General features: G+C 49.3%; 13 protein-coding genes and 1 tRNA gene. All 14 read right to left on the bottom strand.

Translation table 11 applies throughout. The annotated features are described in order from the left end of the window. Positions 1–27 precede the first annotated feature (27 nt). Positions 28–1,155 carry a cytochrome c oxidase subunit II gene (gene coxB, locus EHT25_RS28965; RefSeq protein ID WP_124878934.1) on the bottom strand — a complete coding sequence of 376 codons (1,128 nt, stop codon included), beginning with the start codon at positions 1,153–1,155 and terminating at the stop codon, positions 28–30. Positions 1,156–1,195: 40 nt separating this feature from the next. Beyond that, positions 1,196–2,548, bottom strand: a complete 1,353-nt coding sequence (locus EHT25_RS28960; RefSeq protein ID WP_124878933.1) for a quinol:cytochrome C oxidoreductase — start codon at positions 2,546–2,548, stop codon at positions 1,196–1,198. A gap of 43 nt (positions 2,549–2,591) precedes the next feature. Further along, positions 2,592–3,203, bottom strand: coding sequence for a c-type cytochrome (locus EHT25_RS28955; RefSeq protein WP_124878932.1), 612 nt, complete (start codon positions 3,201–3,203; stop codon positions 2,592–2,594). A gap of 15 nt (positions 3,204–3,218) precedes the next feature. Further along, complete coding sequence (locus EHT25_RS28950; RefSeq protein WP_124878931.1) at positions 3,219–3,752, bottom strand: DUF3341 domain-containing protein; 534 nt, start codon at positions 3,750–3,752, stop codon at positions 3,219–3,221. Between the two features lie 56 nt (positions 3,753–3,808). Next, on the bottom strand, positions 3,809–5,236 hold the full coding sequence (gene nrfD, locus EHT25_RS28945; protein WP_124878930.1) for an NrfD/PsrC family molybdoenzyme membrane anchor subunit: 1,428 nt from the start codon (positions 5,234–5,236) through the stop codon (positions 3,809–3,811). Between the two features lie 57 nt (positions 5,237–5,293). Next, positions 5,294–8,404: a TAT-variant-translocated molybdopterin oxidoreductase gene (locus tag EHT25_RS28940; protein WP_124878929.1), complete on the bottom strand. Its 3,111-nt coding sequence runs from the start codon at positions 8,402–8,404 to the stop codon at positions 5,294–5,296. A gap of 45 nt (positions 8,405–8,449) precedes the next feature. Then, positions 8,450–9,631 carry a cytochrome c3 family protein gene (locus EHT25_RS28935; protein WP_229311829.1) on the bottom strand — a complete coding sequence of 394 codons (1,182 nt, stop codon included), beginning with the start codon at positions 9,629–9,631 and terminating at the stop codon, positions 8,450–8,452. A gap of 322 nt (positions 9,632–9,953) precedes the next feature. Then, positions 9,954–10,024, bottom strand: a tRNA-Cys gene (locus EHT25_RS28930). 152 nt (positions 10,025–10,176) lie between these two features. Next, positions 10,177–11,964: a 30S ribosomal protein S1 gene (gene rpsA, locus EHT25_RS28925; protein ID WP_124878927.1), complete on the bottom strand. Its 1,788-nt coding sequence runs from the start codon at positions 11,962–11,964 to the stop codon at positions 10,177–10,179. Positions 11,965–12,147: 183 nt separating this feature from the next. Next, the gene (locus tag EHT25_RS28920; RefSeq protein ID WP_124878926.1) at positions 12,148–12,660 is read right to left on the bottom strand and encodes an HNH endonuclease; all 513 of its coding nucleotides are present in this window, start codon (positions 12,658–12,660) and stop codon (positions 12,148–12,150) included. A gap of 131 nt (positions 12,661–12,791) precedes the next feature. After that, the gene (gene smpB / locus EHT25_RS28915) at positions 12,792–13,253 is read right to left on the bottom strand and encodes an SsrA-binding protein SmpB (RefSeq protein ID WP_124878925.1); all 462 of its coding nucleotides are present in this window, start codon (positions 13,251–13,253) and stop codon (positions 12,792–12,794) included. 550 nt (positions 13,254–13,803) lie between these two features. After that, the gene (locus tag EHT25_RS28910) at positions 13,804–14,400 is read right to left on the bottom strand and encodes an OmpH/Skp family outer membrane protein (protein ID WP_124878924.1); all 597 of its coding nucleotides are present in this window, start codon (positions 14,398–14,400) and stop codon (positions 13,804–13,806) included. Between the two features lie 90 nt (positions 14,401–14,490). Beyond that, positions 14,491–14,838 (bottom strand): hypothetical protein, encoded by a 348-nt coding sequence (locus EHT25_RS28905; RefSeq protein WP_124878923.1) that lies wholly within the window; start codon positions 14,836–14,838, stop codon positions 14,491–14,493. 5 nt (positions 14,839–14,843) lie between these two features. Further along, a complete protein-coding gene (locus EHT25_RS28900) occupies positions 14,844–17,279 on the bottom strand; it encodes a penicillin acylase family protein (RefSeq protein WP_124878922.1) in 2,436 nt (811 codons plus the stop codon). Between the last annotated feature and the right edge of the window lie 83 nt (positions 17,280–17,362).

Here is a 17,362-nt window from a genome sequence, read left to right as displayed (position 1 = left end):
TAAGGTCTCTTAACTTGAGTTAATTGGTTATCGCAATGAAGCACTAGGTGCTCCTCCGGCGCCTTCCTGGGCCGGTGCCGCCGTGCTGTCAGCCGGTGTTGCGGCCGAATCGGTCGGTATATACTTTGCGGCTTTCGCTTTCAGTTTTTCCGGTACGCGGGCCAGATAATCCGGGTTATTGGTCAACCACGGTTTCTGTTTGGCAACCCACTCTTTGTACGAGTCTTCATCGTCGACAACCAGTGTAGTCCGCATCGAAAAGTGACCTTTGCCACAAACCTCCGTACAGGCAATTTCATACTTGAAACTCTGATTGCCCGTTTCGTTCCGCATATCGTTCGTTGTTTTATCGGCAATGAACCAGAAGCGGGTCGGCATGCCAGGTACCGCATCCATTTTCACCCGCATGTGCGGAATGAATACGCTGTGCAACACATCTTTCGCGCGAATTTTCAACAATACCGGCCGATTAACGGGAATGTGCATTTCCGATGAAACCGTAAAATCATCGAACGATGCTTCGTCTTCCAGATCAATTCCGAGGCTATTGTTAGCGTCGATCAGCTTATAATTGTAATTGCCCAGTTTATTGTTATCCACACCCGGATACCGCATTTCCCAGTTAAACTGCTTTCCGACGATCTCGATAGCCAGCGCATTTTCGGGGGCGTCTTTTGTAATATCCCGCCAGGCTCTCCAACCCGTGAATACCAGAACAGCCATTACTACCGCCGGTATAACCGTCCAGATCAGCTCCAGTTTGTGGTTTTCCGGATAGTACGTTGCCTTGTGGTTTTTACGGTATTGATACTTGTACGCGAAGAAAAACAACAGGGCATTCGTTACAACAAAGGCAATGGTAATAATTGCCATGACCAACCAAAAAAGGCCGTCTGTATGTCGTCCATGCGGAGAAGAAGCTTCCGGCAGGAAGAATTTCGATGCATGAATAAATGACCAGGCTGCGGCAATTGCACCAGTTATGAAGAACACCATGAACAGCATCGCATTAACCCGGTTTCCCGATCCGATCTGCTCAATATCTTCCGTAGTATCACCACCATTGACGCCTTTTAACACAGAGGTCAATCGCGTCAGTACCAGAATAGCCAGTACCAGAAATACCAACGACAAAAGTCCTACAACGTAAACCATAACAAGCTGAGAATAATATGAATATAAAACGTACTGGTTCTTAAATATCGTGATGCAACGATTCTTCCAACATCGGGTGATTTTTCGGAATCAGATTTGCTTTCGTTAACTGGATTGAAACCGACCAGATAAAAGCACAGGCAAAGATCAGAATCATGCCAAACTCCATGGGTCCCCAACCGCCGTGTTCACCAACCGTTCCCGGCATGATATTATTGTAAAAGTCAAAATAGTGACCAATGAGAATTCCCCAACAGGCTATTTTCAGAATAATTGGTGTCCGTTTTGCATCCCGGGTCATCAGAACGAGGAAGGGAAACACAAAACACAAAAACAAATTAACCCAAAAAGGCACCTTATAGATTCCACCATACCCGCTAAAACGCTCCCGGTAGTAAATGGTTTCTTCCGGTAAGTTGGCATAGTAAATCAGCATGAACTGCGCAAACCAGACGTACGCCCAAAAAATGGTGAACGCAAACATAAATTTGCCTAAATCGTGCAGATGGCTGTCGTTTACAGCTTTGAGATACCCTTGTTCTTTTAAACTGACAACGATCAGCGTAATGATGGCCAGACCCGTTACGTGCCAGCTGGCCAGTGTATACCAACCAAACATGGTGCTGAACCAGTGCGTATCAATCGACATAATCAGATCCCAGGCCGATGTTGAAGAAGTTACGGCGAAAACGACCAGAAAAGCCGTCGAGTATTTGATGCTTTTTTCGTAGTACTCCGTTCCACCTTCCAGGTCTTCCTGTAACGAGTATTTGCGAACGACCCGCCATAATAAGTACCAGGAAGCAAAATAGAACACCACCCGAATCAGGAAAAAAGGCGTATTCAAAAATCCGCTTTTTCCGGCAATGATCGGATCATATTCCGGCCCTCCAACTTCGTATAAACCCTCGTGCGTCCAGTGAAACAGATCATGTCCGGCCACAAAAAAGGTAATCAGCGCAATCACGCCAGCGATTGGCAGAAAAGCAGGCAGTGCTTCCGGAATACGTTTGAAAACCGCCGACCAGCCAGCCTGAGCCAGGTAGTTATAGGCAATAAAAAACATTCCGATTACGGCCGCCCCGGTAAAATAGATGGTATTTACCCAAACGTTCGCCCATAAGCGGGTTGTCCATTTGTATTCGTGATGACCTCCGGCCGCGTGAGCGGCTTCGCCGTGGGCAGCTGCAGCCCCATGAGCGGCCTCGCCATGGGCAGCTGCTCCGTGAGCGGCTTCGGCATGTTCGTGTCCACCAATACCTTTTGCAGCCAGATAAGCACCGATGCCAACCAACACAACTCCAGCAACAATACCGATGGTCAATCGACGTTTGCTTTCGGCTGTAAATTCAAATTGTTCGTCAAGCGACGGGATTGAATGTGTATGAGCCATTCTTTTTTGAACTATAATGATTCTTCAATTGACTTGCCTGGAATTAACCGCCCGTTTGCAGTTTCCGAACATAATGCACAATTTTCCAACGGTCTTCGGGTGTAATCTGAGAACCGTGCGGCCACATGCGGTTTCTGCCGTTCGTGATCACGTGGAAAATATGGCCTTCCTTCATGCCGGACATCGAGGAATAGTTTGGTACCCCTTTGTACTGGGCAGCTACCAACCCATCGCCTTTACCGGTTTCGCCGTGGCAATGCTGGCAAAAACGGGCATAGTATTCTTTTCCTTCAGCCAGCGTTTTTTCGGTTAAAGGAATCGGATTTACCAGAACGCGTTCCGCAATTTCAATGCTATCTGCCGGAATGTTGTAAATCATTAGATCACGGGCAGAACTATCACTAAATTTCGTATTGTAATTCCGACGGGATACAGTTCCTTTAACGGGCAGCCATAGAGCCGTACCCTTAGTTCCTTTTTCTGTAAAAGGGGTTTTGAACCCTTCTTCCTGTTTGTATGGCTCGTAACCAACGGGCTCGTACATATTCGGGGCATAGGTTGTCCCCGGATTGTCGTGACCCCGCTTGCAGGCGGTTATCGTTAGCATGGCGGCTGCCATCACCAGAAGAGAGCGGTTCAGTCGCGTAAACTTCATGTGTCGTCAGTCGGATTAAAATTGTTTTACATTTACTTCTGCCGCTCCGGAAGCCCGCAAAACCGTCGCAATCTCTGCTTCTGATTTCTTGTTCTTACCTAAGTCGATGGCCATTACAAACTTATTATCCGTGCTGCGCAAATCGAACATCAACGGTTTTGTTGTGGGGCCTAATCCATTGGATACCAGAAAAGTACCCACCATTCCGAGCGCCGTAAAAAGTACGGTCAACTCAAACATAACCGGGACGTAAGCCGGATAAGCGTAGTTATCTTTGCCACCGATCACCATCGGCCAGTCCGATCCCATCGTGTAATACGTCAGGGAGACCATGCAAAGAAAACCGGTCAAACCAAATAGAAAGGCTGCAATACCGATGCGGGTACGCGGATGACCCAGGGCAACATCAAGCCCGTGAATAGGAAAAGGGGTGTATACTTCGTGAATCCGCACACCCGCGCTTTTCACTTCGGTGACGGCTTTCAGAACGACTTCATCGTCGTCGTAAACGCCTACCAGAAATTTTGCGCTATCGTTATGATGAGACATGCTATAATGAAATTATGAACCGGTTACTGTTGAGTAATTAATCCCGGAAGATCCGCTTACTCGGCGTTTTTATTAAATGATGGACTGGTAACACGCTCTCCTTTGGCAACACCCGATACCGAAGCCGGTAATTTTTCGGACGCCGACCGGATGATCGCTTTCACCTCGAACATGTTGATAACCGGCAGGAATTTGGCAAACAACAGGAACAGGGTAAAGAACAAACCGAATGAGAAAATATAGTCACCAATATCAAACATAGTCGGGGTGAACATCGCCCAGCTCGAAGGCAGGTAATCGCGGTGCAGGGAAGTCACGATAATGACAAACCGCTCGAACCACATCCCGATGTTTACGACAACGGACAGCACAAACGTCCACGTCACACTCCGGCGGATTTTCCGTGACCAGAACAACTGCGGAGAAATTACGTTACAGGTCATCATTGCCCAGTAAGCCCACCAGTATGGACCTAACATCCGGTTCAGGAATGCATACCGTTCGTACTCAACGCCGGAGTACCAGGCAATAAAGAATTCCGTGATATAAGCAACCCCCACAATCGAACCCGTCAGTGTGATGATTTTATTCATCGACTCAATGTGTTCGAACGTGATGTAATCTTCCAGTTTGAAAACCACCCGCGTGATCAGCATCAGGTTCTGCACCATCGCAAAACCGGAGAAAATGGCACCAGCCACGAAGTAGGGCGGGAAGATCGTCGTGTGCCAGCCCGGAATCACCGAAGTAGCAAAGTCCATACTTACAATTGTGTGAACCGATAACACAAGTGGTGTAGAGATACCGGCCAGAATCAAGCTGATGTATTCGTAGCGAGCCCAGGTTTTGGCACCGCCATTCCAGCCCAGTGAGAAGGCTCCGTAGATGTAACGGGATACTTTGCTCGTAGCGCGGTCGCGGATCGTGGCCAGGTCAGGTACCAGACCCATGTACCAGAAAACCAGCGAAACCGTGAAGTAGGTACTGATGGCAAATACGTCCCAAACCAGTGGCGAGTTGAAGTTTACCCACAACGAACCAAAGGCGTTCGGCAGCGGCAATGCCCAATAGGCCAGCCAGGGACGGCCCATGTGCATCAGAATGAAGCTGGCGGCACAGATAACGGCGAAGATTGTCATGGCTTCAGCCGCACGGTTGATCGACGTCCGGTATTTCATCCGGAACAACAACAGAATGGCGGAGATCAGCGTACCGGCGTGACCGATACCAACCCACCAAACGAAGTTGGTAATATCCCAGGCCCAGCCAACGGTTTTATTCAAACCCCAGACTCCCAGGCCTTCCCACCAGGTCCAGAAGACGCAGCAGGTACCGTAAATCAGGACGACGAAAGAAATGACAAAAGCGATGGTCCACGCGCGGGTCGGTTTCCCTTCCACCTGCTTGCAGATGTCTTCCGTCACGTCGGCATATGTCTTACCCCCGGTTACCAGTGGGGTTCTCACGGGTGATGTAACGTGCATGGTTAGTTATTTAAATGCTAATAGTTAACGAACTGGAAATACACTACTGGGAATGAATTACTCGGCGTGGTGTTCAGCATGCGCTGCGGCTGCCACAGGTTTCGCTTCTTCATCCTTATTCCGGATCTTGGTGAGGTACGAAATCTGCGGTCTCACGTTGATTTCTTCCAGCACCTGAAAAGCGCGTGCCTCATTTTCTTCTTTCAACAGCTTCGAGATCGTGCTTTCCGGATCGTTCATGTCACCAAAAATGATACCACCGGTGGGGCAAGCCTGTGCGCAGGCAACCTGAATCTCATCCGGTTTCGGTCTTCTGCGTTCTTTTTTGGCTGTCAGTTTACCTTCCTGAATCCGTTGTACGCAGAATGAGCATTTTTCGATTACACCCCGTGAACGAACCGTTACATCCGGGTTGATCACCATCTTACCGAGGTCGTTATTGTAGTGGTAATCGAAATTGTCGTTATCAAAATATTTAAACCAGTTGAACCGGCGAACTTTATACGGACAGTTATTCGCGCAGTAACGCGTTCCCACGCAACGGTTGTACGCCATCTGATTCAGCCCTTCCGTACTGTGCGTTGTTGCCAAAACCGGGCAAACCGTTTCGCAGGGGGCATTTGAACAGTGCTGGCATAACATCGGCTGGAACACAACTTCCGGATTGGAAGAAGCAATTTCGAGTCCTTTGCGATCTTCCGGTTCGGCGTCGCTGCTGTAATAGCGGTCGATCCGAATCCAGTGCATTTCCCGGCGATTGATTACTTCCTGACGACCAACCACCGGGATGTTGTTTTCAGCCTGGCAACCAATCACACAGGCAGCACAACCCGTACAGGAGTTCAGATCGATGATCATTCCCCACGAATGGTTCGGTTTTTCGTATCCTTTCCAGAGGGAAATATCGTTCGGCGCAACCGGCCCCTCAGACGTAACGACTTTCGGGAAGTACCGGCCCGCTTTGGGGTCTTTTTTGTAAGCCGCTAAAACCGTTTCCTGGATAACAGCCCGGCGGCCCATGACCGTATCGTGCGTCTGCGTCTGCGCAATCGTCCGTGAACCACTGGCTTTCGTAATTTTCACGTCCATCGCAGTGAACAACAGCGCGTTGGCCGAAACCGTAGCCAATGGATAAACGTTTTTACCAACGCCGTTGGCCGACTTACCCGCTTTTTCACGACCGTAACCAATGGCGATCGAAACCGTACCGTCAGCCTGACCTGGTTGAACCAGTACCGGCAATTCAACAGCCGGTTTTCCAGCCACTTCAACCGTTACCAGGTCAAATTGCTGAACACCCAGCTCGCTGGCGGTTTTCTGCGACAGACAGGCGTAGTTGTCCCAGCAGGCTTTGGAAACCGGATCGGGCAATTCCTGCAACCAGGGGTTATTTGCCATGGCGCCTGTACCAACGCCAATTTTTTCGTAAAGAGCTAATTCAAAACCGCTCGCATTGGGTTTATAGCGTTGGGCAATACCCGCGGCTGCCGTTGCAACAGCTCCGGCGTTGAATGTGCCGGCGGCAGCAGCAGGTGCATTTTTGAGTTCGATAACACCGTCGTGCAGCGACTGAATCCAGAACTGATCGAAAGCCAATCCGTTTCCGGCCTGCGGATAAATCGTCGTCCGCCAGTAGCTCTTGATAAACGCGTCGTAATTTGGATTCAAACCGGCCCACTTCAGCAGGGAAGATTGCGGCTGACGGGTTTTGAAAATCGTATTAATCGTCGGCTGCGTCAGGCTGTAGTACCCTGCTTTCGGCGACGCATCATCCCAGGACTCCAGGTAGTGAGAAGCCGGGCAGATGTATTTACAGAGCGAAGCGGTTTCGTCAGAACGGTCGGCAAATGAAACGGACAGGCCAACTTTTGGCAAGGCTTCTTTCAGTTCGGCACCACGCGGATGATCATAAACCGGATTGGCTGCGTAGAAAATAACGCTCTGTACACGTCCCGCCTTGGCGTCGTTGATGAATTCGTTCATGGCAGCATCGCTACCCTGGCGGTAATTAACCGGACGAGTCAAATCGATGGTAACACCGTAGCTACCCAACAGGTTATTCAGCGCGTTGACAATCACCTGAACGTTTGGATCGTTTGATCCGGAAACAACAAGTGCCGCACCCCGTGAAGCAGCCAGTTCGTTGGCGGCTTTATCCAGATACGGAACGTCAATGGAAGCGGTGCTAATGGGCGATCCACCCAATTTAGCGGCAACCTTATTATAGAGCGCCCCAACGACCAACCCTTCCTGCGACGGTTTGATTGGCGTCCGGTAATCGGCGTTGGAACCCGTCATCGACAATCCCGTCTCAAACTGGTAATGCCGCGACATTTCTTTCTTATTCCCGGCGTTGGCTCCAACTTTCCGGGTTGTGATGTATTGGTCCGTGTATTCCAGCGGAGCAATCCAGCTACCCAGGAAATCGGCACCGATACTGACTATTGTTTTGGCTTTGCTGAAGTCGTAAGAAGGAATAACCGCCTGGCCGAACGACGTCTGGTTGGCCTGCACCAAACCGGATACCGAATTGGCATCGTATTGGATGTGCGTAGCCGTCGGGTATTTAGCTATAAAGGCAGCAATAACCGATTTGGTCGATGGGCTCAACAGCGTGGATGAAACGATGCGGATGGCACCACCGCGCTGCAATTGCGCCTGAATTTCCTGATCGATAGTACCCCATTCGCTGTCGGCTTCTCCTTTTTTCGGGCCTTTCAGCTTATCATTGTCGTATAATGACAAAACCGATGCCTGAACCCGGGCCGACGTACCGCCTTTGGTCAGACTCGATGAGGAGTTTCCTTCAATTTTAATGGGCCGACCTTCGCGGGTTTTTACCAAAACCGGGATATAATCTCCTCCTTCGCTGTAGGTCGATGCATAGTAATCGGCAATACCCGGAAAAGTGCTTTCCGGCTTATTAAGATAAGGTATCGCCTTATGAACCGGCGTTTCGCAGGCAGCCAGAGTAACGGCCGCCATACCAAAACCCAATACTTTCAAGAAATCCCGGCGGTCACTGCCAATACCGTCGACAATGCTACCTGATTCGGTCGATTTATTAATATCGGTGTCGGAGAACTCTTTGTACGCATTTTTAACAAATGATTCGTCGTTCCGTAGTTCTTCCAGTCCCCTCCAATACCGTTTATTTGTACTTTCCATACAGTCCTTATGATTCGTTCAACTGTTTCGTGGGATTCGATGTGATTAATAATGGCACTTTGAACACTCGAGACCACCAATATTAGCCACACGCAACGGTTCTTTGCTTCCCTTTTTGTGGAGGGCAACTAATTTATCGTAGTAGGCATTGTCCTTCGTAGCAACTTCGGTTTTCCGGTGGCAGTCAATACACCAACCCATCGTCAGCGACGAACGCTGTTCAACCACTTCCATTTTCTCGATCTCTCCGTGGCAGGTCTGGCATTGCACCTGACCGACGTTGGTATGCTGAGCGTGGTTGAAATACGCCAGATCCGGCAGGTTGTGAACCCGTACCCACTCGATCGGCGTATCGGTTTCGATCGCTTTGTAGATTTTCTGAATTTCCGGTGATTCCCGTTTGATCTCACCGTGGCAGTTCATACAGATATTTGCCGAAGGAATGGTGGCAATTTTTCCTTTATAAACACTGGTGTGGCAGTAGTTGCAATTAACCTGGTATTGACCGGCGTGCAGCTTGTGGGAAAACGCGATGGGTTGTTTCGGAGCATACCCCTGCGAAACACCGACACTATACAGTCCATCGAAGGTTTGCTTGGCTACGACGAAAACGAAGAGCCACAAGACAATAGAGCGCACAATATTATTACTGGCAGCTGCGGAAAGACTAGTTTTCAGTCGGTCGGAGAACGACTTCGTCTGACCACCGTCTTCACCCGTTGGCCCAACGGCTTTCGACAGAATCGTTACCAGCGTCAGCAGCACTACCAAAACCAGCACCATTACAATCAGCAAAGCAACCAAAACCGCCGTGAATAATCCGGACGGACTATCGCTGGCTGGAGCGGCTACTGCCGGAGCCCCGGCGGGTCCTGCAGCAGCAGCGGGTGCTGGAGCTGCCGATGCTTCAACGTGCGCAATGATGTTTTTGATGTCATCGTCTGACAAATCCGGAAAGCTCTGCATGACCAGCGGCTGGAACTTCGCGTACAGGGCGGTGGCGTAAGCGTCGCCACTGGAGATAACTGCCTGCGGGTTCTTCACCCATTTGATAATCCAGGCTTCGTCGCGCCGGCCTTTGATACCTTTCAGACCCGGACCAATCACTTTTTCGTCCGTTACGGAGTGACATTGCTGACACAAAGTCGAGAATAACTCCTTTCCTTTAGCCGCGTCCTGGGCGACAGACTGATAACTACTGAACAGCGCTATCAGTACAATTAACAAGGCCTTTATTACACTTCGTGAGTACATTTTAATCAATGAGAAACCGATAAAATCAGTATGCATACCTACTAATTATTTTCCATTAACGCACAAAAGTAGCACAGGAACGGTTTTAATCAAACATATGCGGTTTGATATTTTGCGGTACGATTTTATTTATACTTTGTCTAAGTAACTGGCTTTTTCAGAACTATTTTCATCGTTCCGGACTCATTTCAAACAAAAATTAAATCTAAAAAAAATACCATCTGATCGACATTTCTGCTTTTCAGATGGTATTTCGTATTTAAAAAGTACGAATAGGAAATCGATACTTTGGAAGAGGTCCCGAGCGGATTCGAACCGCTGTAAAAGGTTTTGCAGACCTCTGCCTAGCCACTCGGCCACAGGACCCTGGTTTCGGAATCAGGGAAATTAAGAGGTGGTGAGATTTACTTAAAACCGTGCCCGAATCCTTAACTTCCCTAACTCCTCGACTACTTATTCTGCCGCAAACTTACTACAATATTCATTCCAGTCCGCGCGGCATTTCAAAAAAATCTAACTTATTCTCCTTTCGACGAACGGCCTTCCATTTGTTCCTTCAATGCTGCCAGCGCATCGAGGTCGCCCAGCGTTGCACGCTCAGGTTCTTTGCTGGAAGTCGGCGTTTTGGCAACCGTAGCCGCTCTCTTCTCCGGTTTCCGATCTTCGCCTTTTTCCTGCCACGTTTTCGAGTGTGACAGCATAATGCGTTTTTCGTCCTTCGAGAATTCAATGACTTTGAAGTCGACCGTTTCGCCAACATCCGCCCATGAACCGTCTTCTTTCTGCAGGTTTTTCAGAGCCGCAAAACCTTCGATGCCGTACGGCAATTCCAGCGTTGCCACTTTATCGTTTTTCGACAGGATCGTACAACGGTGAACGGAGCCCGGTGTGAATACGGTTTCGAACGTATCCCACGGATTTTCTTCCAGTTGTTTGTGACCCAGCGCCAGACGACGGTTTTCAACGTCGAGTTCCAGAACGATTACTTCCAGTTCCTCCCCTACTTTAATGAAGTCGGACGGATGTTTGATTTTCTTCGTCCAGGACAGATCCGATACGTGTACCAGACCGTCGATGCCTTCTTCCAGTTCGAGGAACAAACCGAAGTTGGTCAGGTTCCGAACCACGCCTTTGTGTTTGGTACCGATGGCGTATTTCTCCACCAGCTCCGGACGTGACCAGGGGTCAGCCGTCAATTGCTTGATACCGAGTGACATCTTGCGATCGTTCCGATCCAGCGTCAACACAACGGCTTCCACTTCGTCGCCCACTTTCAGGAAGTCCTGTGGGTTACGCAGGTGTTGCGACCACGACATTTCGGATACGTGGATCAGACCTTCGACACCCGGCATGATTTCCAGGAACGCGCCGTAATCGGCCACGTTGACAATCCGGCCTTTCACCTTCGAGCCAATCTGCATGCCTTCCTGCAGCGAATCCCACGGATGCGCCTGGAGTTGCTTCATACCCAATGAAATCCGTTTTTTGTCTTCGTCGAAGTCCAGTACAACCACGTTGACTTTCTGATCGAGGTGCAACAGTTCCGACGGATGGCTGATGCGGCCCCACGAAATATCCGTGATGTGCAGCAGACCATCGACACCACCGAGGTCGATAAACACCCCGAAGTTGGTCATGTTTTTGATCACACCTTCCAGCACCTGACCTTTTTGCAGGTTGTTCAGGATTTGCTGACGCTGTGCTTCGAGATCTTTCTCGATCAGTACTTTGTGCGAAACAACTACGTTATCGTTAGCGTAATTGATTTTCACCACTTTCACTTCCATTTTCTTGCCGACAAACACGTCGAAGTCACGGATCGGCTTCACGTCGATCTGCGAACCGGGCAAGAAAGCTTCAATGCTATAAATATCGACAATCAGACCACCTTTGGTCCGGCGTTTTACGAAGCCTTCGATCACCAAATCTTCGTCCAGTGCGCGCTGAATTTTCTGCCATGCGGTGATGACTTTCGCTTTCTTGCGCGACAACACCAGTTGACCGTTGGGGTCTTCCTGATTTTCTACGTAAACTTCTACTTCGTCACCGATTTTCATATCGGGCAGATCGCGGAATTCCGACGCCGGAACCAGACCATCCGATTTGAAACCAATGTTTAGAATAACTTCCCGGTCGGTAATACCGACAACGGTTCCGATCACTACTTCTTTCTCATTTACTTGCGCCAGGGTGTTATCGTACAGCTCAGACAGACGATTACGTTCTTCTGTCGAATAGCCGCTGCCAAAACCCCGGTTGTCTGCCTTATCCCAATCAAAATCAGGCAGTGTTTGCGTTTTGCTCATAAAAGTTTGGTTGTAGCCCATTTATACATCAGCCCCCGGGCCTTCCTGGCTGACTTTTAGTTGATCGAGGAGACACTGCCCCAAAAATGAGGTGCAAAAATAGGAAGATTTTCTGGAAAAATACCAGTTACGCACAAAAAAATGTCTTTTTGTGTCAAACAGGTGTCAATAACCGGAGATTGGTCAGTACATTTTTTCACGCTTCGCCAGAAAAGGCATCCACGTTTCTTCGACCGAACCGGAAAAATCGCGCAGGAATACGAGAAAAGAAGGTTTAAAGGGCCTTTGATAGAGTTTCATTCCGGCTTCCTCGGGCGTCAGGTCGCCTTTTTGGGAATTGCAGCGTTTACAGGCCGTAATGAGATTATCCCAGTTGGTTTTGCCACCCCGCGATTTGGGCATTACGTGGTCGAGTGTCAGGTCTTCGTGTTTGCCGCAATACTGGCAGCGGTTTCCATCCCGTTTGAAGATATTCTGACGATTGAGCATGACGCCTTTGTAGGGCAGGTGAATGTAGCGGTGAAGGCGGATGACGGTAGGAGACGGGTATTCGTCGTCGACCGTTCGCAGGACAAACCCCTGAGATTTGGCAACCAGTTCCGCTTTGTTCAGGTAGACCAACAAGAACGCTTTCGGTACAGAACAGATGCCTAATGCGCTATAGTCTTGATTAAGTACCAGGACTTTCCTACCCATAAACAATGTATCTGGCTCCTTATTTTTTCAAGCAAGTTAATGATATTTCATTATAAATAACAGGTTCGCCACTGATTCATACGTATTTTTTTAAAAGCCTCCGATTGGCGTGATAACCAGCTAAATAGCGTCTAAAACTGCTCCCGGCTCATTTCGCGCGAAATATCCCGGTCTTTAATCGTATCCCGTTTGTCGTACAACTTCTTCCCTTTGGCCAGTGCAATTTCCAGTTTGGCAAACCCCCGGTCGTTGATAAAAAACCGGGTTGGAATGATGGTCAACCCCTGATCCGTCAGTTTATTGACCAGGCGTTTCAGTTCTTTCTTTTGCAACAGCAGTTTCCGGTCGCGGAGGGGTTCGTGGTTGTTGTACGTTCCTTCCGTATACTGCGAAATGTGCATTTGCCGGACATATAATTCTTCGTTCAGAAACAGGCAATACGCATCACCCAGATTCACTTTTCCCTGCCGCACGGATTTGATTTCCGTGCCCGTCAGCATGATTCCGGCGATAAATGTTTCCAGAAAGAAGTATTCGAACGAAGCCCGGCGATTCCGGATTTCAATGTGTTTAGCGAGTGTTTTATCAGACATGATTATTTAATGGTGTGTCGCACGATCAGTAAGCGGTTTACTCATCTACCGAATGGATAATTGGCCGCTGACCAATGAATGAACGATCTGCTTTTAAATTTTAGTCCAAAATTACCTTTTTGTAAATAAAAATACCCCGAAGTGTCCTTCGGGGTACCAAATGATCGATAATTTTATCAATCCAACTAAATCCCTGGTGAAGCCGGTGTTTAACCTTACCGGTAAGGCGTACAGCCGAATCACAGCCTCAAGACCCTTCTGTACCCACCGGCATTCCCCAGGATATTTTCATTCTTACACATCATGTGTCAGTAAGAATTGAATAACATATACGGGTTACCACACACGTTTCCATTTCAAAGTCTAACGGACTTTATCATTGCAATGATTGTCAATACATACAATCTTACCCTTGGCTTTACAAATTTTATGCCGTATTCCAGTTGGCATTCTAAAAAACCGGTTTGATTCCTTTTTATTTTTTTAACGGTATAAAAAAAGCTCCACCCGTCTTCCCGGTGGAGCCTTGATTCCAGTAAGGATCAGTGCGTTATTTCTTGGTCTGTTTTTCCTGGTATTCTTTGTTCAAACCAGCAATAATGGTTTTGGTCGCATCCAGTGAGTTATCCGCATAGAGAATTCCGCCCCCTCTTGAGTACCCCATCACAAAATCATACTGATTCTGTTTGTTCACTTTTTTCAGGTAATCGTAAATCTGGTTGTACAGCTCTTCGTTTTTTTTCTGCTCCTCCAGACTCAATTGCTGAATGATCCGATCGCGGTAGGCCACCAGATCCTGCTGTTTCTTTTGCAAAGCGGCTTCCGTTGCCCGTCCCTGTTCCATCGTCATCGTTTGGGCGCGTTGCTGGAAAAAAGCCACTTCGTTCTGCAGCGAACGTCCTTTGTTGTTCAGTTCGTTGTCGAGTTGAAACCGTTTGCTTTCCAGAACTTTCCGGGTGTCTTTAAAATATTCGTAATTCGTCAGCAGCGAATCGACATTGACATAAACCGTCTTGCGAACGGGCGCCGATGGGGTTGACGTGGCAGAAACAGGTTCTGTGGTCTTATTTTCTGAAAAGTGCAGGTAATACAAAACGGCTACGGCTGCCGCCAGTACGGCGTTTAAAACAAGAGATGCGTTTTTCACAAGAAACAGTTAATTAATGGATTAATGATTTTACAAAGGTACGATTTACAAGTTATGCAGCAATTAGAATACAGGTTCGTGAAAGGTTGCCTACGGTTTTGCGGCAAAAACCGCCCGGACCTGCCGCCCCGCCAATCCGGCAAAACCGCCCACCAAACCGCCCATCAGGGGTGTAACCAGAAGTAAGAGAACGGGCATTTTAGTCTTGAAAAGCAAATCCGCCATCCGGCCGGTCAGAATCCCGTCGGTTTGCACGTGAATAAGCAGGGCGTAGACAAACCAGACCACCGCAATCCCTGAAAAACCGTTGCCAAATGCCCGCCAGCCAGTTCGGCTTCGCCAGAAACAGACGCCAAACGTCACCACGGCGATGCTCCACCACGGCAAAAAGAGCTGCGCGACCGCGCTCAATACAGCAATCACTAAAAAAGGCAGCATGGTTTTCAATGGCTTAAGGTCAGAATGGATTTGATTCGCGGATTTTTTTCGGTTACCGACTTCAGATAAAGCAATTCGTACAAGTCACCTTTTCGCCAGGTTTCGAGCATATTCAGGTAATACGGACTGCCGGGATTGCCGGATTGGCCACCGGGAAAAACGCCAAAGGCGCTCACCTCCGGACCGGTTTGCACCACCATCCGCCACGAGGGGCCCGCCCTACGACCAGCCGCATTGACGATTCTCGGACCACCGCCAATCTGCACATTCAGCGCACTGAACGCATCCAGGCCCGGAATCAAATGTCGGATGCCGGTACCTTTGTGATCCGCCCACGCCCAGGTTTTACCCAGCGCGCCGTGCCGTTTGGCCAGCGAATCGACGGTCGCCTGAAAACTGACGGTGACGATTTCTCCGATGGTTTCCGTGCGGTTTTTCGTCGTGACGTTGTCGAACCAGCGGGCGTTGGGTTCTTCGGTGACGAGTTGCAGGGTTCGGTCGGAATTCGGAAATCGCATGGGCTGGTCGTCTTTTTCCGGGAAATCGTCGGCCCAGATGTCGTGTTCCAGGCGGCTGATCCAGTCCATAAAAATCGTTCCGGCAATCGACGCTGTGTCCTGCTGGTAATTCCATTGCTGCACGGTTTTTAACGCCTGTTTCTGTTGCTCCGTCAAACCGGTTTCCTGAACGCGCGGTAGCAAAACCGGCAGAAATTTCGATGCCTGATGGTTAAAAACATCGTTCTGGAGCCGACGCATACTGTCTATCGTTACCTTCTGCATGCCCGAAAGCCGGTTGTTGATCCGCATGCCCCGGTCGGTGGTTTCAAACTCCCAATTGATGTAATACGGATAGGTCGGGTCGGTCGACGATTGATTGGCCGAACTGACAAATCCCCTCGGCGGGTTTTTCACGCGCGGGTTTTGGGCCGCCGGAATCCAGCCCTGCCAGTCGTTGGCGGGATGGGTGCCATCCAGCAAAAACTTGCCCTGATCGTGCCATTTCAGCGGAAACCGCCCATTGGGCGAAATGGCAATGTCTTTGGCGGCATTAGCGAACACGAAATTCTGGGCCGGAGCCGAATAATACGACAGCGCCCTGACGTAATCATCGTAGGTTTTAGCCCGATTCAACAGATAAAATGTCTGTATGCCATTGTCGGCTTCGTGCGCAATCCAGCGAACCGCGTAGCCAGTGGGAATATTGTTCCGAAATGGTTTTTCGTCGGGCAAATAAATAACCGGGCCGTGGTGCGTATATAATACAGTGTCGGAAAGCGCCGGTTTTCCTTTCACTTTAATAATTTCCACGCGCCGACGAACCGGTTTCCATTTGCCATCGTGCCAGTATTCCAGCCGCCGGTTATCGCGGAACCGAATTTTGTAGAAATCCAGCACATCGGCACCGACATTGGTAACTCCCCAGGCCACATCCTTATTGAAACCGATAATGACACCCGGCGCACCAGGAAGCGATACCCCATACACATTCATCGTAGGTGTTACCAGCTGAATCTGATACCAGATCGACGGTAAGCTCAAATTCAGGTGCGGATCATTCGCCAGAATCGGATAACCGTTGGCGGTTTTCTGCCCGCCAACGGCCCAGTTATTACTGCCAATAGCCGGATCGTGGGGCTGCCAGTTTAGCGCAACGCTACTGTCAGTTTCAGAATTTGTAGGCGGAGTCGGTACTTTAAGCGGTGTAAAATCCCACTTCGTCCCGGCCGGAATAATCGGATCTTCTTTAAAAGGATAATCCGGAAATAAATTGGCCGTCAGAGCCGGGCCCAGGTGCCGCCGAACGTTGGTCATCATCAGATCATCGGCCCCGGCGGCCAGCGTCTGCGTCATTTGTTTGAGGAGAAACGCGACTTTAATCGGCGTCCACGGTTCGGGCGCATACCCCAGCAGTTTGTATTCGATGGGATACGTGGCCGGTTTTAACTGATCGATGTACGAATTAATTCCGGCGGAATAAGCCTCCAGTACCGATTTCGAAACCGGGTTCTGCGACATCCCTTCCAGCGATTTTTCGGCTCCGTAGGTCATGCCCAGCCGCCGGTTGTAGCGGTCGAGTTCCAAAGCGCGGTCGCCGATCAGCTCCGAGATTCGCCCGGCAGCCGCGTGGGTTTGGAACTCCATCTGCCACAGCCGGTCGCGGGCGGTGATGTAGCCCTGCGCAAAATAGGCGTCGTAGTCATTTTTGGCAAAAACGTGCGGAACGTGCAGGTCGTCGTATAAAACCGTGACTTCCTCCCGTGTGCCTTTCACCGATGATTTTTCTTCGGATGCTGCATCAGCGGCTTCGGCATTTTGCCAAAAACCTTCAAACGGACTCAGCAATCGGCCGAATGCCGGAACCGTCCCCCACTGCTGATTGAATGCAACTGTCAAACTGATCGAAATAAGCAGACAAAAAAGGGCTTTTGCGATGTTCATACGAGGGGAATAGGAATCGGCGTCTGTTACAAAGGAAATTTATTCTCTCTTTTATACCAAAAAAAGTACCGTAACTTCTGGTT

This window comes from Larkinella rosea (genome assembly GCF_003858635.1).
GTDB lineage: Bacteria > Bacteroidota > Bacteroidia > Cytophagales > Spirosomataceae > Larkinella > Larkinella rosea.
The sequence above is the reverse complement of the archived record's forward strand: the minus strand, read 5'-3'. Positions and strand labels throughout refer to the sequence as shown.